Source organism: Streptomyces sp. NPDC006624, assembly GCF_040611555.1.
GTDB lineage: Bacteria > Actinomycetota > Actinomycetes > Streptomycetales > Streptomycetaceae > Streptomyces.
This window is the reverse complement of the sequence record NZ_JBEXOM010000005.1, coordinates 235,841-256,032: the sequence shown is the minus strand read 5'-3', so window position 1 is coordinate 256,032 and position 20,192 is coordinate 235,841. Positions and strand designations below refer to the sequence as shown.

Below are 20,192 nucleotides of genomic sequence, written 5' to 3'. Positions count from 1 at the left end.
TCCAGCACAAAACTTGAGTGCGCTGTTGTCAATGCCGCCTCGGGGTGAGGGGGCCGCGCAGCGCCACGGCGCGCCGGGGCCGGTCGGTGACGAGCACGTCCACGCGCGGATGGGCGAGGAAGGCCCGCATGAGGGTGTCCTCGTTGACCGTCCAGACCATGGTGAACAGGCCGTGCCGGGTCGCCGCGCGCAGCACGCTCGTGCGGGCCAGCCGCTGGTGAACGGCGACGCCGTGGGCCCCGCAGGCGCGGATGCGGCGGGCCGGGAACAGCTCGCTCAGCCGGGTCGCGGGCAGCCGGGCCGGCGCCAGGTCGCCTCGGGCGCGGCCCAGGGACAGCGCGGTGCGCACCCCCGGGTACCGCTGTGTGACGGCGGCGACGGAACGGTCCTCCAGCGTGGTCACGACGAGCCCGTCCTTGCCGAGCAGGGCGACCGCCCGGTCGACGACCTCCCGCTCGTAGCCGGCCTCCTTCAGGTCCAGGTGGGCCACGAGCCGTCCGGCGATCAGCGCCATGACGTCGTCCACGACGGGCACCTCGTACCCGGCGCGCGCGCTCAGCTCCGCGTGGGTGAGCGCGGACAGCGGCGGGCCGGTGCGGCCGACCCGGGGGTCGTGGTAGACGACCAGGACACCGTCCGCCGTGCGGCGGATGTCGAACTCGACGTACTCGGCGCCGGAGGCGAGCGCGTCCTCGTACGCCTCCCAGGTGGCGGCGCCGGCGCGCTCGGAGCCGCCCCGGTGGGCGGAGACGGCGGGGCGTGGCGTCATGGGCGTGGGCTCCCGGAGGGCGGGCGCGGGGGCGGTACGGGGGCGAAGCCGTCGCCGGACGGGTGAGCGGGACCGTGGCCCACCACCCGGGGGCGGCGGGCGGACGAGGCGGGCCGTCCGGGAGCCCCGGCCGGGGAGCCGCCGACGACCCGCACGAGCCGCCCCGCCGCGGCACCCTCGGCGGGGATTGCCGGCGCTCGCGCGGGCGCCCCCGTCGGGGCGCCCGCGCGGCGTGCCGCGGAGGGGGTCAGGCGAGCTTCGCGGTCAGGGTGATCGGCGTGGCCTTGAGGGCCTGGCTGACCGGGCAGCCCACCTTGGCCTCCTCGGCGGCGGCGAGGAAGGCCTCCTCGTCCATGCCGGGGACGGTGCCCTCGACGGTGAGGTGGATGCCGGTGATGCCCTCGCCGGGCTGGAAGGTGACGTCGGCGGACGTGACCAGCCTGGTCGGCGGGGTGCCGGCCTTGTCGAGGATGTTGGAGAAGGCCATCGAGAAGCAGCTGGAGTGGGCCGCGGCGATCAGCTCCTCGGGGCTGGTCTTCCCGCCCGGCTCCTCCGTGCGGGCGGCCCAGGTGACCGGCTGCTCGGCGAGGATGCCGGAGGAGTCGAAGGTGACGGCACCGTTGCCCTTGAAGAGGTTGCCTTCCCAGACGGTGTGGGCGGAGCGCGTGGCTGCCATGAACGCATCCTTTCGATGAGTATCCGGAACCATGACCGGGTTCCTGGGCACCATCCGATCACACTCCGGATCGGCTCACCCGCAAGACCGGGCCTCCGGCACCGAACGGCAGGCCGCCGCGGCCGTGGACGCGCCAAGTCAGGCGGCGCGTTCCTCGCTCGTCTCCAGCGGCACCTGGGGCCCGTCGGACTCGCGCAGCCAGCGGCGCAGGACGCGGTGGACGCGCTCGGCGCCGACGAGTTCGGCCCCGTCCGGCACGGGCGCGGACAGGTCAAGCGGCGACAGCAGGAAGGGCCTGCCCTGGGCGCCGCCGAGGCCGCCGTGGGAGCCGATCTGCTCCTCGAAGGCGAGGACCTCGCCGTCGGACGGGTCGTGGAAGGAGTTGACCATGATGTCGGCGGTGTGCGGGAAGGAGTGCGTGCGGCGCACCGCGTCGGCGGCGCCGGGGCCGAACGGGGCGAGCGGACCGGGTTCGTCGTCGAGGTCGGCCAGCGGGATCTGCGCGCCGTACGCGCCGAGGACGACACCGCCGTGCTCTTCGCTGCGGACCAGCAGGAAGCCGACGCCGGGGTGGTTGGCGAGGGTCGCCAGCAGGGCGGGGTGGCGGGCGTCGATCTCCTCCTTGCTCATCCGGTGCGGCACGTCCGGGAAGGAGACCAGGCCGAGGTTGCCGGAGGCCAGCACGATCGGCTCCTCGCGGCGCACCGGGTGGTGCTGCTCGCCGGCCTCCTCCACCGGGCGGCGCAGCGCGGCCCGGACGGCGGCCCGGGCCTCCGCCCCGCTGCGGGTGCGCTCGGCCCTGCGCGGCACGTGCAGCCCGCAGCCGGCCCGCACGAGGTCGCCGAGGGTGAGCCCGTAGCGGGAGCGGAAGGTCTCACCGGGGCTCTGGCCGTGGTCGGACAGCACGACGATGCGGTAGGGGCGCGGGGCGTGCTCGGCGACGTTCTCGATCAGGGCGAGCGACCGGTCGAGGCGGGCGAGGACCTTCCGGGCGTCGCCGCTGGCCGGGCCGGAGTGGTGGGCGACCTCGTCGTAGGCCACGAGGTCGGCGTAGATGGCGGTGCGCCCGGTGAGCATGTCGCCCATGACGGCGGCGACCACGACGTCCCGCTCGATGACGGTCGCGAAGGCCCGGATGAACGGGTAGAGGCCCGCCCGGGAGACCCGGGGGCGCTGTTTGCGCATCCGGGCCCGGGTCGACTGGGCGATCTCCCGGCCGGCCTCGGCGACGAAGGACAGGGCGGTGCGCACGGCGTTGGCCGGGTCGGAGAAGTAGGCGAAGTAACCCGACCGGGAGCGGTTCTCCGGGCCGCGGCGGCGGGTGGTGATGGACAGCACGAGGGCCTGTTCGTCGGCGCCGCCGCTGAAGAGGTTGCCGCGGCTGGCGCCGTCGACGGTGAGCAGCCCGCCGTGTCCCGCGAAGCCGACGGCGCGGCGCTGCAGTTCGGCGGCGCTGGTCGGGCGGTTGCAGACGACGACCTCGCGGGTGTCCTTCTCGTACCAGCGGAACGCGGGCACGTCGTGGTTGCTGCCGTGCAGGATGCCGAGCTGGCTGGCGCCGGTCTGGCTGGACCAGTCGGTGCGCCACGGGGTGAGCCGGTGAGTGGGGCCGGTGCCGTCGCCGTCGTCCAGCCAGCGGGCGACGGTGGGCATCAGGCCTCTCTCCACGGCGTCGAGCAGGACGTCGTGGCCGACGCCGTCGAGCTGGAGGAAGAGGGTGCCGGGGCTGGCCGGACCGGGCGGGCCGGATCTGCGGCGGCGGCGGCCGGAGAGGCGGTACAGCCTGCGGCGGTAGGCGTCGTCGTCGCGCACGGCGAGGGCGCCGCCGGTCGCGGACGCCACGGCCGACATCACGGCGGCGACCACGACGGCGGTCTGCGGGGCGGCGGTGCCCTGCTCGGCGGGGGTGAGGCGCAGGGCGAGCAGGAACAGGGCGCCGTTGAGGAAGAACACCAGCAGGCCGAGCACCAGCGCCGGGACGAGGAGCAGCAGCCGGACGAGCAGCGGCCACACCAGGGCCGAGAGCAGACCGAAGGCACCTGCGCCGACAGCCGCCGTGACGGCGATGTCGGTCGCGCTGTCGCCGCTCTCCGAGCGGAGCCGGAAATCCGGCAGGATCCCGGCGAGCACCAGCATGGTGAGCGTGGAGACCGCCCACACGGCGACGCTCCGCCCCACCTGACTCGCGACCCGCCGCCACCGCACGCCCCGCACGTCCAGCCACCTTCACGTCCCGGCCCGCCGTCGTCGTCGCGGGCTTCTCCGTACAGTCTCTCAACGCCTGTCGGACGGCCGCCTGTCCCCGGCACGCCGCCACCGGCGGGGGACGTCTCCCCGTGCCCACCGCTGTCTCGTGCTCACCGGGGGCGCGACCATGCCGGTCTCCTGACCCCCAGGTCTCCTCGGCGAGTGGGTGCCGTCACCGCGCGGACCGCTTGCGGTGCGCCCGGCCGGTTCGTCAGCGTCCGTCGTAACCGGCCGTCGGCATGGACAGCCGGCGGTGCACGCACGCCTTCATCGCCGCGTCGTAGGCCGGTTCCGCGTGGCCCACCGTCTCGACCCGCACCCCGCGCCGCGCGCACTCCGCGGTGAACTCCTCCACGGACGCGAGCGCGCTCTCCAGGACCCGGCGGCTGGGCGCCACGAACACGTCGCGACCGGGCCGGACGCCGTCCCACAGGGCGCCGTGGTCGGGCCGCAGCCCGCGTACCAGTAACTCCCGGCTGATCACGTATCCCCGCTCGGCGGCCCAGCGGGCGCACATCGCGTGCTGGCTCCGGGAGTCGACCAGGAACGGGTCGTCGTCCAGCTCCTCCAGCGGCGTCAGACTCGCGATCGCCGTGACCCGGACCGGCCCCATGGCGTCCCCCCTCACCTCCGGTTTCGCCGCCGACCCTACTCCTGCACGTAGGCTTCGGGGAGTCGCGCGAAGGAGGCAAAGAAGTGCCGGTGGAGATCACCTGGTGGGGTCACGCCACTTGCACCGTCCAGGACTCGAACGTACGCGTGCTCACGGATCCGTTGTTCGCACGCCGGCTCGCGCACCTGCGCCGCCGGCGCGGGGCCCTGCCGCCCCCCGGCGCGCACCACGCGGACGTCGCCCTCGTCTCGCATCTCCACGCCGACCACCTGCACGTACCGTCGCTGATGCGCCTGGCGCCGGGCACGCGCCTGCTCGTGCCCCGGGGCGCACGCCGGGCCGTCCCCGGTCTGCGCCGGCTCACGCACCTGCGGATCAGCGAGGTGGCCCCGGGCGACGAGACCGCGGTCGGCGACGTCGTCATACGGGCGGTGCCCGCGCGGCACGACGGGCGGCGGGTGCCGCTGGGACGGCACCGCTCCCCCGCGCTCGGCTATGTGGTGGCGGGCGAGGCCCGGACGTACTTCGCCGGGGACACCGGGCTGTTCGACGAGATGGCCAAGGAGGTCGGGCCGGTCGACGTGGCGCTGCTGCCGGTCGGCGGCTGGGGGCCGTACCTGGGCGAGGGGCACCTGGACGCGGGCCGGGCGGCGGAGGCGCTGGCGCGGCTCGCGCCGTGCAGTGCGGTGCCGGTGCACTACGGCACGTACTGGCCGATCGGCATGGACGCCGTGCGCCCCCACGAATTCCACGCGCCGGGCGACGAGTTCGTCCGGCTGGCGGCCCTGCGCGCACCCGGCGTCGCGGTGCACCGCCTGGAGCACGGGGAGAGCGTGTCCCTGGGGGGCGCACGGTGATCTGGTCCGGGCCCGTGGCGCACGTCGTCGCGCCCCTGCTGGCGGCGTCGGCCGTCACACCGGCGGCCGTGGTGCCGGAGTCCACGCAGCGGGCGCTCGGCTATCCCACGCTGTTCCTTCTGGTCCTCATCGGGGCGCTGGTGCCGGTGATCCCGACGGGGGCCCTGGTGAGTTCGGCGGCGGTGGTCGCGCTCCATCAGACGGCGCCGGTCTCCCTGGCGCTGGTGTTCGTGACGGCCTCGATGGCGGCGTTCCTGGGGGACGGGACGCTGTACTGGCTGGGGCGGCGGGGGCTGACGTCGAAGAACGGGTCGCGGTGGCTGGAGGCGCTGCGGGCACGGGCGCCGGAGGACCGGCTCGAGCAGGCGCAGGGGAAGCTGGCCGACCACGGGGTGGCCGTGCTGGTGCTGTCCCGGCTGGTGCCCGCCGGCCGTATCCCCGTGATGCTGGCCTGTCTGCTCGCGAAGTGGCCGCTGCGCAGGTTCTCCCGGGGGAACCTTCCGGCCTGTCTGGCCTGGGCCCTGACGTACCAGCTGATCGGGATCCTCGGCGGGTCGCTGTTCGACGAGCCGTGGCAGGGGGTGCTGGCGGCGGTGGGGCTGACGCTGGTCGTCAGCGCGGTGCCGGCCGTGCTGCGGCGGGTGCGGTACGCCCGGGGGTCACAGCACCCGTGAGGCGCCCACCGGGAGGTCCCACAGGTTCTCCCGGGGCAGGCCCGTGCTGTCCCAGGCCGCCCGGACGCGGGTGAGCGGCTCCAGGACCGGCTCCGCCGACAGGACGAAGGTCGCCCAGTGCATCGGTGCCATCCGGGCCGCGCCGAGGTCCTGGGCGGCTCGGACCGCCTCCTCCGGGTCGCAGTGGACGTCGCTGAGCCACCAGCGGGGGTCGTAGGCGCCGATGGGCAGCAGCGCGAGGTCGATGCCGGGGTAGCGGCGGCCGATGCGGGAGAACCAGTGGCCGTAGCCGGTGTCACCGGCGAAGTACACCCGCCGCCCGTCCCGGTCCGTGAGCACCCAGCCGCCCCAGAGGCTGTGGCAGGTGTCGGTGAGGGTGCGCTTGGACCAGTGGTGGGCCGGGACGAAGTCGAAGCGGACGCCGTCCAGTTCGGCCGCCTCCCACCAGTCGAGCTCCGTGACGCGGGTGAAGCGGCGGCGGTGGAACCAGCGGGCGAGCCCGGCCGGGACGAACACCGGGGTGTCGCGCGGGAGTCTGCGCAGCGTCGGGGCGTCGAGGTGGTCGTAGTGGTTGTGGCTGATGACGACGGCGTCGACGCGCGGCAGGTCCTCCCAGGGCACGCCGACGGGGGTGACGCGGGCCGGGGTGCCGAGGATGCGGCGGGACCAGACCGGGTCGGTGAGGACGGTCAGCCCGCCGATCCGCACGACCCAGCTGGCGTGCCCGGCCCAGGTGACGGCCACCGCGCGCCGGCCGACGCGGGGCAGCGGGGCCGGGGCGTAGGGCAGGCGGGGGATGTCGGCCAGGCCTTCCGGGCCCGGCCGCACCGCGCCTTCGCGGGCGAAGCGTGCCATGGCCTTCAGGCCGGGCAGCGGGGCGGTCAGCCGGTCGTGGAAGGTGCGCGGCCACACTCTCCGCTCGGCGAGCGGCCGGGGCTCGGCCAGGGGCGGGTACGGGGCGGCGAGGGGAGACCGGAGAGGCGGGCCGGCGGCTTCCCGGGTGGTCGTGCCGGTGGTCGGGCCGGTGGTGGTCGCGCCGGTGGTGGTCGACTCGGACTGCTGCGTCATCGCGGAGGCTCCCATCGCTGAGCGTCGTCGCGGAGATCGTCGAAGACCGACTTCAGACGGATCAACGCCCGTTGCACGTGCGGCAGTTCCAACGGCGTGGGCGAGGTGAGGCATTCCGCGCGTTCCGGGTCGGAGCCGGACACCAGTGCGCCGGTCGAGAGCCGCACGCGCGGGGCTTCGAGATCGTCGCCGAAGCGGTGGCCGCCCGGTGCGGGCATGCCGAGGCGGGCGGAGAGGAAGTCCTCCAGTTCCTGTGCGTCGCCGACGCCGTGCGCGGGCAGGGCGGGGCGCAGCGGGGTGAGGTCGACGTACAGGTGGCGGCCGGCCCGCGGGGGCCGGGCGAGGGCGCCGGCGGCGACGACGGCGGAGTGCGCCTCGGCGGCCAGGCGCGCGTGCAGGCGCACGGTGGCGGCCACGCGCGCGGTGACGGGCTCGGGCTCCCCGAGGGCGTACCCGGCCGCCGCGGCGACCGGGGCGGCGACGCGGGCGTCGAGTGCGGTGAGGACGTCGAGCACGCGCGCGTGGAGGCCGTCGGCCTCCTCCCCCGCCGGGAAGCGGGCCACGGCGGCGGGCCAGCCGGGCGGGAGCAGGGCACCGGCCAGGTCGCTGACGACGGTGACCCGGCCCGGCAGCATCTCGGCGGGGCTGAGCAGCACGGTGTCGTGCGGGTCGTGCAGGGTGTCGCGCCAGGTCTCGTCGGCGGCCAGGTGCAGGCCCTCGCCCTGGGCGGCCTCCACGGTCTCGTGCAGCAGCTCGGGCGGGGCGACGCTCGCGGTCGGGTCGTCGGCGACGGACAGCACCAGCAGCCGCGGGTCGCCGCCCTCGGCGCGGACCCGGCGCACGGTCTCCAGCAGCGCGTACGGGTCGGGCACGCCGCCGCTCTCCGGCGGCGTCGGCACGTGGAAGGCGGGGCGTCCCAGCAGGCGGGCGTACGGCGCCCACCAGGCGGCGCAGGGCCTCGGCACGAGCACGTCGCCGCCGAGCGCGGCGGTCAGCGCGAGCAGCAGGGCGGGCGCGCCGGGTGCGGCGGCCACCCGCCCGGGTTCGCAGGGCAGTCCACGCCGCCGCCAGTAGCCGCAGGCGGCCTCCCGCAGGGCCGTGCCGCCGCCGACCGGCTCGTGGTCGCCGCGGGACGCGGCAGCGGCCAGCACGGCGGACAGCTCCGGCAGTACGGGCAGCCCGTCCTCGGGGAGCGGCGGCCCGAAGCGGACGGGGCCGTGGCCTTCCGGGTCCGTCCGCCGCATCCGTACCTCCGCAGTGCCTGGTGCCGCCGTGTTCCGTCGCCCTCGGCGCGTGTGCCGTCCGGTGCCCGGGGTGATCGCGGTGCGCTCACACCCTCGGGTGATCGAGTACCCCGTGTGCCGCCGCCCCATGGGTCACAGCCGTGGCAGGGACGGTCACGGCCGGGTAGGGACGGTCGCGGCCTGACCGGGCCGGGCCGGGCCGGGCCTGACCGGGCCTGACCGGGCCTGACCGGGCCGGTCCGGGGAAGCCGCGGGCCGCCGAGGCGGCGGGGCCGGTCAGCGGCCGGGGTCGCTCTCCCGGTTGCGCAGCCGGTGCACGGCGGCGCCGCACGCGCCCGCGATCAGCACCCCGCCCGCGACCAGCGCCGGCACGGAGTCGCTGAAGGCACCGCCGTCACCGGCCCGCACCCCGCGCTGGACGGCCGCCGCGCCGCAGTCGGTGTGGTGCGGTTGCGGGTGGTGCGGCCGGGGGTGGTGGGTCGGCTCCGGGCAGGGGTGGTGCGTGGGCCGGTGGGAGGGTTTGTGGTGACCGGGGCGGTGGGTCACCGTGAACGTCGTGCTCCACTGCTTGCCCTCCCCGCCGTGCGCGGCCGGGCAGGTCCCGTCGACGGACCACGCGGAGCTCTCGCCCGGGGCGTCCGGGTCGCCCTCGAAGTTCTCGGCGGAGGCGATCCGCGCCGTGCCCCGGTAGGCCGGGCCGGACACCTTGTGGTCGTCGCCGGTGACCAGGCGCAGCGGCACCGTGCCCTCGTCGAAGGCCTGGGAAGTGGCGTCGATGCTGTCGGGCGGCGGCCCTCCGGTCGGGTCGCAGGTGACGGAGACGGTCACCGTCCCGCCGGGCTCGACGGTGGCGGGAGCGACCTCGGCGGACGGTTCGGCCGACGCGAGGGGCGCGAACCCCAGGAGGGCGGTTCCGGCGAGGACCGCCGCGGACACGGCGTGCAGGGTGCGGCGCATGGAGGGGACTCCTTCGGTAGCAATGCCCCTCTGCCATGACAGCCCGCCCGCGGCGGGCCCGCGCGCAACCGGACCCCATTAGCGGGACGGCGCCCGCCGACCGGGTGACGGCGCGCCCGCCCGCGCGTGCGGGGCCGCACCGGCGCGCCGGGCCCGGCTAGGCGGCGTCCCGCATGACCTGATCCCGGACCCGCCCGCAGCACCGGCTGATCAGCCGGGACACGTGCATCTGGGAGATCCCCAGCTCCTCGGCGATCCGGCTCTGCGTCATGTCGGAGAAGAACCGCATGTAGAGGATCGTCCGCTCCCGCTCCGGCAGCTCCGCGAGCCGCGTCTTCACGGCCTCGCGGTCCACGACCGTCTCCAGCGCCGGGTCCGTGGACCCCAGAGCGTCGCTGAGGGAGTACCCGTCCTCGCTGCCGGGCAGCTCCGCGTCCAGGGAGAGCGCCGAGAAGCTGTCCAGGGCCTCCAGACCCGCCCGGACGTCCTCCTCGCTCATCGTCGCGTGCGCGGCGATCTCGGCCACCGTGGGGCGGCGGCCCGGGATGGTCTGGGACAGCTCCTGGGAGGCGACGCGCACACGGTTGCGCAGCTCCTGGACGCGACGGGGTACGTGCAGCGTCCACATGTGGTCGCGGAAGTGCCGCTTGATCTCGCCGGTGACGGTCGGTACGGCGTAGCTCTCGAAGGCGTGGCCGCGTTCCGGGTCGTACCGGTCGACGGCCTTGACCAGGCCGAGGGCGGCGACCTGGCGCAGGTCGTCGAGGCTCTCGCCGCGGTTGCGGAAGCGGCCGGCGATGCGGTCGGCCATCGGCAGCCAGGCTTCGACGATCTCGTCGCGGAGGGCGTCGCGCCCGGGCCCGTCGGGCATCGAGCCGAGCCGGGAGAAGGATTCGGCGGTGTCGGGGGCGTCGTCGTGGGAGTGCTTGGTGCTCGTGCGTGTCGGCATAGTGCTTCGCGATCCCCTGATAGGTGCTCTGGATGGACGGTCACCGTGGGAGCGCATCCGCTGCGGGACGGGGCCGCCCGGGTGACGGCGCTCGGCGCCGGTCCCACGGACGTGCCTCCTGTCCGAAGCACTCATGTGCGCCTGCCCTGCGCCCCCGGGCCCAAACCCCGCGCAGGTTTCCGGCGGGAACGCGCGGTGACTCGTACGGGTGGCCCCGTCCCTCACCGTCCGGGAGGTCGTACATGAGCACCAAGGTCGCCGACCACGTCCTGCACAGGCTCCGCGAGTGGGGGGTGGAGCACGTGTTCGGCTATCCGGGTGACGGCATCAACGGCCTGCTCGCCGCCTGGGGCCGGGCCGAGAACGAGCCGCGTTTCGTGCAGTCGCGGCACGAGGAGATGTCCGCGTTCCAGGCGGTCGGCTACGCGAAGTTCAGCGGCCGTCTCGGGGTGTGCGTGGCGACGTCGGGTCCGGGCGCGATCCACCTGCTGAACGGGCTGTACGACGCCAAGCTGGACCATGTGCCGGTGCTGGCGATCGTCGGCCAGACGCACCGCAGCGCGATGGGCGGCTCCTACCAGCAGGAGGTGGACCTGCACACGCTGTTCAAGGACGTCGCCTCGGACTTCGTGGAGACGGTGACGGTGCCGGAGCAACTGCCGAACGTGCTGGACCGGGCGATCCGCACCGCCTACGCGCGCCGCTGCCCGACCGCGGTCATCATCCCCGGCGACGTGCAGGAGCTCGACTACAGCCCGCCCACGCACGAGTTCAAGATGGTGCCCTCCAGCCTGGACCGGGGCTCGTGGACGGCCGTGCCGTCCGAGGACTCGGTGCGCCGGGCCGCCGAGATCCTCAACTCCGGTGACAAGGTGGCGATCCTGGTCGGCCAGGGCGCGGCCGGCGCGCGGGCCGAGGTGGAGCGCCTGGCGGAGCTGCTCGGCGCGGGCGTCGCCAAGGCGCTGCTCGGCAAGGACGTCCTCAGCGACGAACTGCCCTACGTCACGGGCTCGATCGGGCTGCTGGGCACCCGCCCGTCGTACGAGCTGATGCGGGACTGCGACACGCTGCTGACGATCGGCTCGTCGTTCCCGTACTCCCAGTTCCTGCCGGAGTTCGGCAAGGCCCGGGGGGTGCAGATCGACATCGACCCGCACATGGTCGGGATGCGCTACCCGTACGAGGTGAACCTGATCGGCGACGCGAAGGCCACCCTGGAGCGGCTGATCCCGCTGATCGAGGGCGGGCGCGGGCGCGAGTGGTACGACACGGTGTGCGACAACGTGACGCACTGGCGCGACGTGATGGAACGCCGGGCGGCGATCGAGGCCGATCCCATCAACCCCGAGTACGTGGCCCGGGCGCTGGACCCGCTGCTGCCGGACAACGCGATCGTCACCTCCGACTCGGGCTCGACGGCCAACTGGTACGCGCGGCACGTGACGATGCGGCCGGGCATGCGCGGGTCGCTCTCCGGCACCCTGGCGACGATGGGCTGCGGGGTGCCCTACGTCATCGGCGCGAAGTTCGCGCACCCGGACCGGCCCGCGATCGCGCTGGTCGGGGACGGGGCGATGCAGATGAACGGCATGGCGGAGCTGATCACGGCGGCGAAGTACCGCCACCAGTGGGACGATCCGCGGCTGGTGGTCGGGGTGTGGAACAACCACGACCTGAACCAGGTCACCTGGGAGCTGCGGGCCATGGGCGGCGCGCCGTCGTTCCTGCCGTCGCAGGAACTGCCGGACGTGCAGTACGCGGCGTTCGCGCGCTCCCTGGGGCTGACCGGCATCCGCGTGGAGAAGCCGGAGGACGTCGAGGCGGGCTGGCGGGCCGCGCTGGAGGCGGACGGCCCGGCGGTGGTCGAGTTCCTCACGGACCCGGCGGTCCCGCCGGTCCCGCCGCACGCCACGTGGGAGCAGATGGAGTCGACGGCCGCGTCGATCCTGAAGGGCGACGCGGACCGGGAGTCGATGGTGAAGCAGGGCTTCAAGGCGAAGGTGCAGGAGTTCCTGCCGGGGCGGCAGAGGAAGTAGCGGGGCGCACCGGCCGGTGGTCCCTCAGGGCAGGATCTCGACGATGTCCGGGACCGGGCGGCGCGGGGTGGCGGGGACCGGCGGGCCGTAGCCCAGGCGCAGCACCATCTGGGGGCAGCCCCTTCCGGTGACGGGGTCGCGCAGCGGCCAGCGCAGGTCGGTCCATTCGAGGGGCTGGGTGGCGAAGGAGCCGGACAGTCCCTCCAGCGTGGCCAGCAGCAGGACCCGTTCCATGGCCTGCCCGGCGCGCAGCCAGTCCTCCGGGTGGTCGCGGGGGGTGCTCAGCAGGGCCAGGTGGGGGTTGCGTTCGAAGTCCGTGGCCGCCCGGCCCGGCGTCCGCCGCGTCCCGGCGAAGTCGCGCATCGGGGCCTTTCCTCCGCGCAGGCGCGGGCCGAAGGCGTAGGACGGGACTCCGTCACCGGCGGTGCTCTCCTGCGGGGCACCGCCCCGGGTCCACCGGGCGAGGTCCTCGTCGCTGCCCCGGTCGGTGAGGTTGCGGGTCTCGGCCTCCCGGGCGAGTTCCAGCACCTCCTGCAGATGCCACGAGGAGGGGAAGGCCAGGGTCACTCCCTCGGCCTGCGCGGCGGCGGCGAGGGCCGAGCGCACGTCCGCCGGGATGTCCCGCTCCTCGAAGGGGTAGCGGTTGGTGTGCCGCCGGGGGATCGCGGGATGCAGCGCGGCCAGGCCGCCGGGGTCGCCGTCCCGGCCGGTCAGCCGGACGGTCGCCAGCAGGGCCCGGTCGGTGGGGTCGGGCAGCAGCAGGGTCTCCGTGCGCCACCCCGCGTGGGCCAGCGCGACCCGCAGGTTCAGCAGGGCCGCGCCGCATCCCAGGTGCAGGGCGCGGGTGTCGGGGTCCGCGTGCGGCATGGCGCGCCCGAAGTCGGCCCGGACCTCGAAGGTGTGCTCGCGCCGGTGGTAACGGAAGCGCCAGGGCTGTGCGTTGTGCATCGACGGGGCTGCGGCGGCGTCGCGGACCAGCGCCGCCACGTCCGCGTCGGACAGCCGGTGTCCGCTCATGGGACCCTCCCTCGGGGCTCGGGCCGTACCGGTCACAGGGGCCATGCGAGGGCATGCCGGGTGCGCGGTCGTGCCGCGCCGACGCCCTCGATGTCGCGCTCGGCGGCGTCCAGCAGGCGCTGGGCCAGGTCCCGTACGGCCCGGCCGGCCGCCAGTTCCTCACCGATCTCCGGCACGTCCGGGTCCGCCGGGTGGCGGTGCGCCCTGCCGCGGCCGGTGATCGTCGTGGTGCCGGTGTCGAGCACCACCTGTGCCTCGGTCCCTCCCCGGTCGTCCTCGAACAGGTGGAGCCGGACCCTCCATTCCTCCGTGTGCGGCATCGCCGTCCTCCTCGTCCCGGTCCGGACCGGGCGTCCGGACGTACGTCGTCGCGCCGGCCGGCGCGCCGCGCGCCGGCCTCCCGCGCCCGTCAGCGGCGGAAGCGTGCGGACCACTGCGGCTCCACCAGCTCCCACTCGGCGTCCCACCGCGCGTACCTCCTGCGGTCCACGACCAGGCTGACGCCGCCGCGGGTCGCCCCGAGGCACACGGCCAGCCCCAGCGCGGCCATGCCGCCGGCGAAGACGCCGGTCGTCCAGGCGGTGACGGAGTTCGCCGGCGGACCGGTGACGTGACCGTCCTGGTCGACCCACAGCCGTATGGTGGCGCCCTCGGACGTCCCCGGCCGCACCGGCACCGTCGCCGTCCTGAGGACGCCGCGGTCCGTCCAGCGGACCGATGCGGGCTGCTTGGCCATCTCGTTGTCGCCCGGCACGTCCGCGGTCAGCCGGGCGCCGACCTCGTGCCGCTGCGCGGTCTGCTCGTGCACGGTGCGCATCGACGACTCGTACGCCGTGTGCCCCACGCCGATCGCCGTCAGGGGGAGCCCCACGACGAGGACGAGCATCAGGAAGCGGCGGAACCAGGCCTCGAACCGGTCGGACGGACGCCTGAGCGGGTTCGGCCCCGGGGTCCCGTGCTGCCCGTGCGGCGCGGGCGGGCCGGGTGGGTGGGGCGATCCTCGCGTACTCATGAGCGGGCCTCCGGCGACTGTCCGATCCGTTCTCCACCTCCTGCTCCCACCATGGACGCGGGCGGACCGCGGTCACAGGGCCGGAAGTCCCTGCGCGTGCGCGAACCGGCCCTGCCGCGCCGCCGCGCGGCCGCTCCCCCGGCGCGGTGCGGCGGCGTCGGGGCGAACCTGGAGGTGGACCCGTGTCGGCATCTGCACGAGGGGGCCAGGGTGAGCGGTCTCGTGGTGGTGGGCGTGGACGGTTCGGCGTCGAGCCTGACCGCGGTGGCGGTGGCGGCGCGGGAGGCGCGCCTGCACGGCGCCGGGTTGCGGGTGGTGCACGCGTGCGGCGGCCCGGTGCCGTGGGCGGGTCCGCCGCCGCAGGACGGCCGGCGGGCCTGGGCCGACCGTGTCGTCGCCGAGGCGGTGGACCGGGCGCGGGCGGAGGCTCCCGGGGTCGAGACCCGGCATGTCGTGGTCGCGGCCGAGCCGGTGACGGTCCTGGAGGCGCAGTCGCGCGCCGCCCTACTGGTGGTGATCGGCTCCCGGGGCAGGGGTGGTCTCGCCGGGCTGCTCGTGGGATCGACGGCGGTGCATCTGGCGGCGCACGGCTCCTGCCCGGTGCTCGTCGTACGCGGGCCGCCGCGGCCCGGCGGGCCGGTCGTGCTGGGCGTCGACGGGTCGGCCGCGGGGCAGCGGGCCGTCGACTTCGCGTTCGCCGAGGCCGCGCTGCGCGAGGTGCCGCTGGTGGCGGTGCACACCGTCGGCGGCGCGCCGGGGCCGGTGTCCCCGGGTGCGGCAGCGCCGCACCCGGACCCGGCGGCACCGGCCGGGCGCGAGCGTCGGCTGCTGTCGGAGGCGCTCGTGGGCCGCCGGGAGCGCTACGGGGACGTGCCTGTGCGGCATGAGGTGGTGCGCGGGGGCCCGCGCGAGACGCTCATCGAGGCGAGCCGGTCCGCCCAGCTGGTGGTGGTCGGAGCGCGAGGCCGGGGCGGTTTCACCGGCCTGCTGCTGGGATCGGTCAGCCAGGCGGTCCTCCACCATGCGCACTGCCCGGTGGCGGTGGTGCGGGGGGAGCATCGTGTGAGGGGTGAGGGTGGGCGGGGCGGGGGGTGGTGAGGGTGGGAGGGCTGTGAGGTGCGGGCGCTGGAGGGGGTGGGGGTGGGGGGACGTTCCGGGTGCTGGGGGCGGGTGCGGGCGCGCCGGGGGTGTGGAGGGCGCCGGTGCCGGTGCCGGCCCCACTGCCGTCCACGCCCACCCACCCCTCCCGTCGGGCCCGCCACCTGACCACCGATGCTCCGACTGCTCCCGCACCGCCGCACCGCCCGCCCGTCCGGGCGCCGAGCCCGTCCCGTCGTGGAACAGTGGAAATGAAGAGACAGCCGTGGACAGCCGTTCGGGGTGGTCCGCGGGTGTGGGCCGCCGGGGCGAGGAGGCCGGGATGCGTCAGCCTGTGCTGGTAGGCGTCGATGGGTCCGAGCGCAGTGCGCAGGCCGCCGACTGGGCGGCCCGGGAGGCGGCGCTGCGCGGTGTCGGGGTGCGGCTGCTGCACGCCTCTCCGCCGCTTCCCGGGAGCCCTGTGCCGGGTCCCACCCGGGACCGGCTGCACCACATGGGTGCCCGGTTGCTCCAGCAGATGGTCGCCGGGCTCCGCGACCGGCATCCGGACGTCGACGCCTCCATCGAGCAGTCCGACGAGCCGCCCGCCGCGGCGCTGATCGCCGCCGCCCGCGAGGCCGCGCTGCTCGTCGTGGGAACCCGCGGAACGGGCGGGTTCGATGAGCTGGCGGTCGGCTCCGTGGCGCTGCGGACCGCGGCGGCGGCCCCGTGCCCGGTGGTGCTGGTCCCGGACCGGCCCGGCGCCTTCGCCGAGGGCGCGCCCGCCGGGCACGGCACCGGCCAGGTCGTGCTGGGTCTCGACGCGCACCGGCCGGTGGGCGAGGTGGCGGAGTTCGCCTTCTCCGCCGCCGAGGCGCGCGCGGCGCGGCTGCGGGTGGTGCAGGCCTGGGCCTTCCCCGCCGAGTCGGTGTCGCCCCGGACCCTGGTGGTGACCGAGGAGGACCGCGCCACCTGGGAGGACCAGGAGGTCCTGGGGCTCTCCGACGCCCTGCGCGGCTGGCGGGAGAAGTACCCGGGGGTGACGGTCGGCACCGACGTCATGCTGCTGCACCCCGCGGAGGCGCTCCTGAACGCCTCGCGGGAGGCCGACCTGCTCGTCGTGGGCCGCCGCTCCGATGCGCGGGCGGCCGAGGGCCGTCTCGGCCCGGTCACGCACGCGGTGCTGCATCACGCCCGCTGCCCGGTGGCGGTCGTCCCGCACGGCGCGTGAGGACCGACCCCGCGGAAGCGACGGAGCGACGGAGCGTGAGGGCCGGGCGTGAGGACCGGCCCCCGCGGAAGCGACGGTGCGTGAGGGCCTGGCCGGTCAGCCGTAGAACGTCTCGAACTCGTCGTACAGCGCCGGATCGACCAGCTTGTTGCGGGCGATGGCCTCGTCGAGGGGAAGGCGGACGATCTCGGTGCCGTGCAGGGCGACCATGGTGCCGAAGTCGCCGTCCTTGACGGCGTCGACGGCGTGCAGCCCGAAGCGGGTGGCCAGCCACCGGTCGAAGGCGCTCGGGGTGCCGCCGCGCTGGATGTGGCCCAGGACCGTGGTGCGGGCGTCCTTGCCGGTGCGTTCCGAGATCTCGCGGGCCAGCCATTCGCCGATGCCGGACAGCCGGACGTGGCCGAACTCGTCCAGCGAGCGGTCCTTGAGGACCAGTTGGCCCTCCTTGGGCGCCGCTCCCTCCGCCACCACGACGATCGGCGCGTAGTTGATCTTGAACCGGTTCCTCACCTGCTCGCAGACCGCGTCGATGTCGAACGGCCGCTCGGGGACGAGGATCACGTTGGCGCCGCCCGCGATGCCGGCGTGCAGGGCGATCCAGCCGGAGTGCCGTCCCATCACCTCCACCACCAGGGTCCGCATGTGGGACTCGGCCGTGGTGTGGAGGCGGTCGATGGCCTCGGTCGCGATGCCGACGGCGGTGTCGAAGCCGAAGGTGTAGTCGGTGCCGGAGACGTCGTTGTCGATGGTCTTCGGCACCCCGACGATGTGGATTCCCTGCCGGCCCAGCTCGACGGCCGCGCCCAGGGTGTCCTCGCCGCCGATCACCACGAGCGCGTCCACCTCGTGCGCGGCGAGGGTCTCGCGCACCCGCTGCAGGCCGTCCTGGTGCTTGAAGGGGTTGGTGCGGGAGGAGCCGAGGATGGTTCCGCCGCGCGGGAGGATCCCGCGCACCGTGGAGACGTCCAGGGGGCGGACGTCGTTCTGCAGCAGTCCGAGCCAGCCGTCGCGCACCCCGACGAACTCGAAGGCGTACTCCTGCACGCCTTTGCGGACGACGCTGCGGATCACGGCGTTGAGGCCGGGGCAGTCACCGCCGCCGGTCAGTACTCCGACCCTCATGGGCTCTCTCCCATCCGCTGGACGGCCTTCTCCCAGACTCCCTCCGTTCGATCCGGCACGGCCACTCGGCGGGGCCCGGCCGGGGGCCCGTCCGCACCGCCGGCTACCGGGCGGCCCGCCCCGACGGGGTCGCCTCCAGGATCACGCGGGCGACGGCGTCGGGAGCGTCGTTCATCGGCACGTGACCGCAGCCGGGCAGGTGCACGAGCCGGGCCCGGGGGATCATGGCCTGGACGCGCGCGGCCTGCCGGGGCGGCAGCACGCGGTCGCAGGTGCCCCAGACCACGGTCACGGGCACGTCGGGGATGTCCCCGGTGAACAGGGCCGGTGCCCGGCCGGCCCGCAGGGTCGCGCCGAAGGCGGTGGCGTCCCGCAGCGCCCGCAGGTCGGTGATCAGCGTCTCGGTCCGGCAGCTGTCCGGCAGGCCGTGGATGGTGCCGGCCAGCGCGTTGCGCACGGCCGAGGTGCCCGCCAGCCGGACCACGACCCCCTCGGGCAGCCACCGCACGCTCTGCCGGGCCGTGGTGAGCATCGCGTAGGTGTGCCGGCGCTCCGCCTCGGTCCAGAAGCCCGCCGGCGCCAGGGCCGTCACGCTGCGCGCGAGTCCGGCCTGTCCGAGGCGCAGCGCGATCAGCCCGCCCAGCGAATGCCCGACGACGTGCGGCCGTTCCAGTCCGAGTTCCTCCAGCACGGCCCCCAGCCAGGCCACCGCCGTCCGCAGGTCGTGCGGTACGCCCGGGCTCAGGTCGGGTGACTCGCCGAACCCGGGGAGGTCGAGCGCGATGGTCCGCCGCTGCCCGGCCAGCATGGGCACGACCGCGTCCCAGGCGTGCCGGTGGTGCCCGACGCCGTGCAGCAGGAGCAGCGGTTCACCCTCCCCGCGCTGCTCGTAGGCCACGGTCACCGGCCCCAGCCCCAGCGGGCGGCCCCGTACGAACGACGGGGGGCTCACCGGGGCGGTCTCCTCGCCGACGCGGCGGTACGCGCCCAGGAGCAGGGGCTGTGTCGCGGTCCAGCGGCCTCGGAGGTATCCCGCCGCCGCGCGGACCGAGCGGCCCGGCCGGTCCGCGGCGTTCATGAACGAAGAGATCAGGGCCATGGTCCGACACCTACCTCACCGTAGGGCGCACCTTCCTCAGAAGGAAGCGCTGTCACGATGGTACGTCCGCGGCGGCTGCCGGGCCGGATGTCGAGGGCCGCAGGGGGCGGCCGGCCGGGCCGCCCGGGGCACGGCGGCCGGGGTCGTCCGGGCTGGTCGGGGCGCCGCGGCCGGGGTCTTCCGGGGCATGGCGACGCCGTCGGCCCACGGGTGGGCGGACGGCGTTCGTGAGGGGGAAGCGTGAGGCGGAGGCGGTGACGCGGGGGCGGGGTCAGGCCGTCGGGGTGCCGGCCGTCTCCCGCGCGGCCACCGCGGCCGGAGCCGGCGTCATCCCGGCCGACTCGCGTCCGCGGGCCTCCTCCGGTGGCAGCAGCAGTTCCTCTATGCGGCCCATCAACAGCACCACGCCCAGCATGAGCAGCGGGATGATCACAGCGAGCAGCGCCATGGCATGTCCTTCCCCAGAGAGGAGTTGGGGGGGCGGTCCGGGTCTCCCGCCGGCGGTGGCGCAAACCCGCGGGGACGGCGGCGATCCGGGCCGCGGATCCGGTGTCGCCTCCCGGTGTTCGGGTACGCGGTGCGGGCCCCCGAACGTCTGGAGGGAGACATGCAGCGAGGCAGCGACCGGCTGAGCGTCCACCGGGACGACGAGATGAAGCACGAACTGCAGGGTCTGCTCAGGTCCGGGCACCCCACGCGCAGCGAGGAGTGGCACGATCCGGAGCCGTCCGCCGAGGACGACCCGGAGGTCGCGTACGGGCCGGTGACGCCGAGCCGCGCGCCGACGTCCCTGGAGTCGGTGCGCCTGGAACTGGCCCGGATGCTGGGCCGCCGGGCGTTCCCGGCGAGCGCGCGTGAGCTGGCCCGCGAGTTGCGCGGCCACCAGGCTCCCGACGCGCTCGTCGAGGACCTGGAGCGGCTGCCGCGCCGGGAGCGCTACGGCAGCGTCCAGGAGCTGGCCGAGGCGCTGGTGCGGGTCAGGGAGACCGGGCCGGAGGAGTACGCGTAGCGGCCGTCCGGGGGCACCGCGAGCCGCGCCGGAAGGTGCGCCGCGGTGCCCCCGACGGCCTGGTGTGGGACGGAGGGCCCCGTGAAGGGCGAGTTGGTGAAGGACGTGATGACCGCGGGCGTGGTCGCCGTGCGCCCGGACGCCTCGCTGGTCGAGGCGGCGCTGTTGATGCGCTCGCAGAACATCGGCGACGTGGTGGTGGCCGAGGGGCAGGACGTGATCGGTGTGCTCACCGACCGTGACATCACGGTGCGGGCGGTGGCCGACGGTTCCGACCCGGCGACGGTGAGCGCGCGGGCCGTGTGCACGAAGGACCCGGTGACGGTGGGTCCGGAGGACCGGGTGGCGACCGCGGTGACGCTGATGCGGGAGCACGCGGTGCGCCGGCTGCCGGTGGTGGAGAACGGCCTGCCGGTCGGGATGGTGAGCCTCGGTGACGTCGCCGAGGCCGAGGATCCCGCCTCGGCGCTCGCCGGCATCAGCCGCGCCGAGCCGGACACCCGCGGCGGCGCCTGAGCGCACGGGGGCATCCACC

General features: G+C 75.4%; 21 protein-coding genes. 7 read left to right on the top strand and 14 right to left on the bottom strand.

Annotation, left to right across the window (positions count from 1 at the left end; translation table 11 throughout):
* Window positions 1-28 precede the first annotated feature (28 nt).
* The 4 genes from ABZY20_RS11925 to ABZY20_RS11910 form a co-directional block, all read right to left on the bottom strand.
* On the bottom strand, window positions 29-769 hold the full coding sequence (locus ABZY20_RS11925) for a glycerophosphodiester phosphodiesterase family protein (protein WP_356440239.1): 741 nt from the start codon (window positions 767-769) through the stop codon (window positions 29-31).
* A 247-nt stretch (window positions 770-1,016) separates the two neighbouring features.
* Entirely contained in the window at window positions 1,017-1,445 is a 429-nt protein-coding gene (locus ABZY20_RS11920; RefSeq protein ID WP_356440236.1) for an OsmC family peroxiredoxin, read from the bottom strand.
* Window positions 1,446-1,583: 138 nt separating this feature from the next.
* Window positions 1,584-3,659: a phage holin family protein gene (locus tag ABZY20_RS11915; protein ID WP_356440233.1), complete on the bottom strand. Its 2,076-nt coding sequence runs from the start codon at window positions 3,657-3,659 to the stop codon at window positions 1,584-1,586.
* A gap of 244 nt (window positions 3,660-3,903) precedes the next feature.
* Complete coding sequence (locus ABZY20_RS11910; RefSeq protein WP_356440230.1) at window positions 3,904-4,305, bottom strand: hypothetical protein; 402 nt, start codon at window positions 4,303-4,305, stop codon at window positions 3,904-3,906.
* 83 nt (window positions 4,306-4,388) lie between these two features.
* Between ABZY20_RS11910 and ABZY20_RS11905 the strand changes: the two genes are divergently transcribed.
* Both ABZY20_RS11905 and ABZY20_RS11900 read left to right on the top strand, forming a co-directional pair.
* The gene (locus ABZY20_RS11905) at window positions 4,389-5,162 is read left to right on the top strand and encodes an MBL fold metallo-hydrolase (RefSeq protein WP_356440227.1); all 774 of its coding nucleotides are present in this window, start codon (window positions 4,389-4,391) and stop codon (window positions 5,160-5,162) included.
* A gap of 35 nt (window positions 5,163-5,197) precedes the next feature.
* Window positions 5,198-5,836 carry a VTT domain-containing protein gene (locus tag ABZY20_RS11900; protein ID WP_356440732.1) on the top strand — a complete coding sequence of 213 codons (639 nt, stop codon included), beginning with the start codon at window positions 5,198-5,200 and terminating at the stop codon, window positions 5,834-5,836.
* On the opposite strand, the gene ABZY20_RS11895 is transcribed toward ABZY20_RS11900, so the two are convergent.
* The 4 genes from ABZY20_RS11895 to ABZY20_RS11880 all read right to left on the bottom strand — a co-directional run bounded on the left by ABZY20_RS11895 (window position 5,822) and on the right by ABZY20_RS11880 (window position 10,054).
* Entirely contained in the window at window positions 5,822-6,904 is a 1,083-nt protein-coding gene (locus ABZY20_RS11895) for an MBL fold metallo-hydrolase (protein ID WP_356440224.1), read from the bottom strand. The genes ABZY20_RS11900 and ABZY20_RS11895 overlap by 15 nt on opposite strands.
* Window positions 6,901-8,148 (bottom strand): aminotransferase class I/II-fold pyridoxal phosphate-dependent enzyme, encoded by a 1,248-nt coding sequence (locus ABZY20_RS11890; protein WP_356440221.1) that lies wholly within the window; start codon window positions 8,146-8,148, stop codon window positions 6,901-6,903. Before ABZY20_RS11890 ends, ABZY20_RS11895 begins: the two co-directional genes overlap by 4 nt.
* Before the next feature lie 276 nt (window positions 8,149-8,424).
* On the bottom strand, window positions 8,425-9,105 hold the full coding sequence (locus ABZY20_RS11885; RefSeq protein WP_356440218.1) for a hypothetical protein: 681 nt from the start codon (window positions 9,103-9,105) through the stop codon (window positions 8,425-8,427).
* Between the two features lie 157 nt (window positions 9,106-9,262).
* Window positions 9,263-10,054 (bottom strand): RNA polymerase sigma factor SigF, encoded by a 792-nt coding sequence (locus ABZY20_RS11880; protein ID WP_356440215.1) that lies wholly within the window; start codon window positions 10,052-10,054, stop codon window positions 9,263-9,265.
* 242 nt (window positions 10,055-10,296) lie between these two features.
* Between ABZY20_RS11880 and ABZY20_RS11875 the strand changes: the two genes are divergently transcribed.
* Window positions 10,297-12,090: a thiamine pyrophosphate-requiring protein gene (locus ABZY20_RS11875; RefSeq protein ID WP_356440212.1), complete on the top strand. Its 1,794-nt coding sequence runs from the start codon at window positions 10,297-10,299 to the stop codon at window positions 12,088-12,090.
* 24 nt (window positions 12,091-12,114) lie between these two features.
* On the opposite strand, the gene ABZY20_RS11870 is transcribed toward ABZY20_RS11875, so the two are convergent.
* The 3 genes from ABZY20_RS11870 to ABZY20_RS11860 form a co-directional block, all read right to left on the bottom strand.
* Window positions 12,115-13,107, bottom strand: coding sequence for a nitroreductase family protein (locus ABZY20_RS11870; RefSeq protein WP_356440209.1), 993 nt, complete (start codon window positions 13,105-13,107; stop codon window positions 12,115-12,117).
* Window positions 13,108-13,139: 32 nt separating this feature from the next.
* On the bottom strand, window positions 13,140-13,427 hold the full coding sequence (locus ABZY20_RS11865) for a dsRBD fold-containing protein (protein ID WP_356440207.1): 288 nt from the start codon (window positions 13,425-13,427) through the stop codon (window positions 13,140-13,142).
* Between the two features lie 89 nt (window positions 13,428-13,516).
* The gene (locus ABZY20_RS11860; RefSeq protein ID WP_356440204.1) at window positions 13,517-14,119 is read right to left on the bottom strand and encodes a hypothetical protein; all 603 of its coding nucleotides are present in this window, start codon (window positions 14,117-14,119) and stop codon (window positions 13,517-13,519) included.
* A 210-nt stretch (window positions 14,120-14,329) separates the two neighbouring features.
* Here ABZY20_RS11860 and ABZY20_RS11855 point away from each other — a divergent pair, with 210 nt between their 5' ends.
* Window positions 14,330-15,217: a universal stress protein gene (locus ABZY20_RS11855; RefSeq protein ID WP_356440201.1), complete on the top strand. Its 888-nt coding sequence runs from the start codon at window positions 14,330-14,332 to the stop codon at window positions 15,215-15,217.
* Window positions 15,218-15,539: 322 nt separating this feature from the next.
* Window positions 15,540-16,427 (top strand): universal stress protein, encoded by an 888-nt coding sequence (locus ABZY20_RS11850; RefSeq protein WP_356440199.1) that lies wholly within the window; start codon window positions 15,540-15,542, stop codon window positions 16,425-16,427.
* Window positions 16,428-16,523: 96 nt separating this feature from the next.
* On the opposite strand, the gene ABZY20_RS11845 is transcribed toward ABZY20_RS11850, so the two are convergent.
* The 3 genes from ABZY20_RS11845 to ABZY20_RS11835 all read right to left on the bottom strand — a co-directional run bounded on the left by ABZY20_RS11845 (window position 16,524) and on the right by ABZY20_RS11835 (window position 19,096).
* Window positions 16,524-17,549 (bottom strand): 6-phosphofructokinase, encoded by a 1,026-nt coding sequence (locus ABZY20_RS11845; RefSeq protein ID WP_356440196.1) that lies wholly within the window; start codon window positions 17,547-17,549, stop codon window positions 16,524-16,526.
* A gap of 103 nt (window positions 17,550-17,652) precedes the next feature.
* Window positions 17,653-18,648: an alpha/beta fold hydrolase gene (locus tag ABZY20_RS11840; RefSeq protein WP_356440193.1), complete on the bottom strand. Its 996-nt coding sequence runs from the start codon at window positions 18,646-18,648 to the stop codon at window positions 17,653-17,655.
* Window positions 18,649-18,919: 271 nt separating this feature from the next.
* Window positions 18,920-19,096 (bottom strand): hypothetical protein, encoded by a 177-nt coding sequence (locus tag ABZY20_RS11835; RefSeq protein ID WP_356440191.1) that lies wholly within the window; start codon window positions 19,094-19,096, stop codon window positions 18,920-18,922.
* Window positions 19,097-19,255: 159 nt separating this feature from the next.
* On the opposite strand from ABZY20_RS11835, the gene ABZY20_RS11830 reads away from it, so the two are divergent.
* Complete coding sequence (locus ABZY20_RS11830) at window positions 19,256-19,657, top strand: DUF2795 domain-containing protein (RefSeq protein ID WP_356440188.1); 402 nt, start codon at window positions 19,256-19,258, stop codon at window positions 19,655-19,657.
* 81 nt (window positions 19,658-19,738) lie between these two features.
* Window positions 19,739-20,173 carry a CBS domain-containing protein gene (locus ABZY20_RS11825; RefSeq protein ID WP_356440185.1) on the top strand — a complete coding sequence of 145 codons (435 nt, stop codon included), beginning with the start codon at window positions 19,739-19,741 and terminating at the stop codon, window positions 20,171-20,173.
* Window positions 20,174-20,192: the final 19 nt, after the last annotated feature.

Bases quoted from the DNA above. Each gene is read 5' to 3' on its own strand.
- ABZY20_RS11865 (WP_356440207.1), bottom strand. From the start codon at position 13,427: ATGCCGCACACGGAGGAATGGAGGGTCCGGCTCCACCTGTTCGAGGAC.
- ABZY20_RS11870 (WP_356440209.1), bottom strand. From the start codon at position 13,107: ATGAGCGGACACCGGCTGTCCGACGCGGACGTGGCGGCGCTGGTCCGC.
- ABZY20_RS11830 (WP_356440188.1), top strand. From the start codon at position 19,256: ATGCAGCGAGGCAGCGACCGGCTGAGCGTCCACCGGGACGACGAGATG.
- ABZY20_RS11860 (WP_356440204.1), bottom strand. From the start codon at position 14,119: ATGAGTACGCGAGGATCGCCCCACCCACCCGGCCCGCCCGCGCCGCAC.
- ABZY20_RS11845 (WP_356440196.1), bottom strand. From the start codon at position 17,549: ATGAGGGTCGGAGTACTGACCGGCGGCGGTGACTGCCCCGGCCTCAAC.
- ABZY20_RS11875 (WP_356440212.1), top strand. From the start codon at position 10,297: ATGAGCACCAAGGTCGCCGACCACGTCCTGCACAGGCTCCGCGAGTGG.
- ABZY20_RS11885 (WP_356440218.1), bottom strand. From the start codon at position 9,105: ATGCGCCGCACCCTGCACGCCGTGTCCGCGGCGGTCCTCGCCGGAACC.
- ABZY20_RS11835 (WP_356440191.1), bottom strand. From the start codon at position 19,096: ATGGCGCTGCTCGCTGTGATCATCCCGCTGCTCATGCTGGGCGTGGTG.
- ABZY20_RS11890 (WP_356440221.1), bottom strand. From the start codon at position 8,148: ATGCGGCGGACGGACCCGGAAGGCCACGGCCCCGTCCGCTTCGGGCCG.
- ABZY20_RS11840 (WP_356440193.1), bottom strand. From the start codon at position 18,648: ATGGCCCTGATCTCTTCGTTCATGAACGCCGCGGACCGGCCGGGCCGC.
- ABZY20_RS11880 (WP_356440215.1), bottom strand. From the start codon at position 10,054: ATGCCGACACGCACGAGCACCAAGCACTCCCACGACGACGCCCCCGAC.
- ABZY20_RS11925 (WP_356440239.1), bottom strand. From the start codon at position 769: ATGACGCCACGCCCCGCCGTCTCCGCCCACCGGGGCGGCTCCGAGCGC.
- ABZY20_RS11850 (WP_356440199.1), top strand. From the start codon at position 15,540: ATGCGTCAGCCTGTGCTGGTAGGCGTCGATGGGTCCGAGCGCAGTGCG.
- ABZY20_RS11920 (WP_356440236.1), bottom strand. From the start codon at position 1,445: ATGGCAGCCACGCGCTCCGCCCACACCGTCTGGGAAGGCAACCTCTTC.
- ABZY20_RS11910 (WP_356440230.1), bottom strand. From the start codon at position 4,305: ATGGGGCCGGTCCGGGTCACGGCGATCGCGAGTCTGACGCCGCTGGAG.
- ABZY20_RS11895 (WP_356440224.1), bottom strand. From the start codon at position 6,904: ATGACGCAGCAGTCCGAGTCGACCACCACCGGCGCGACCACCACCGGC.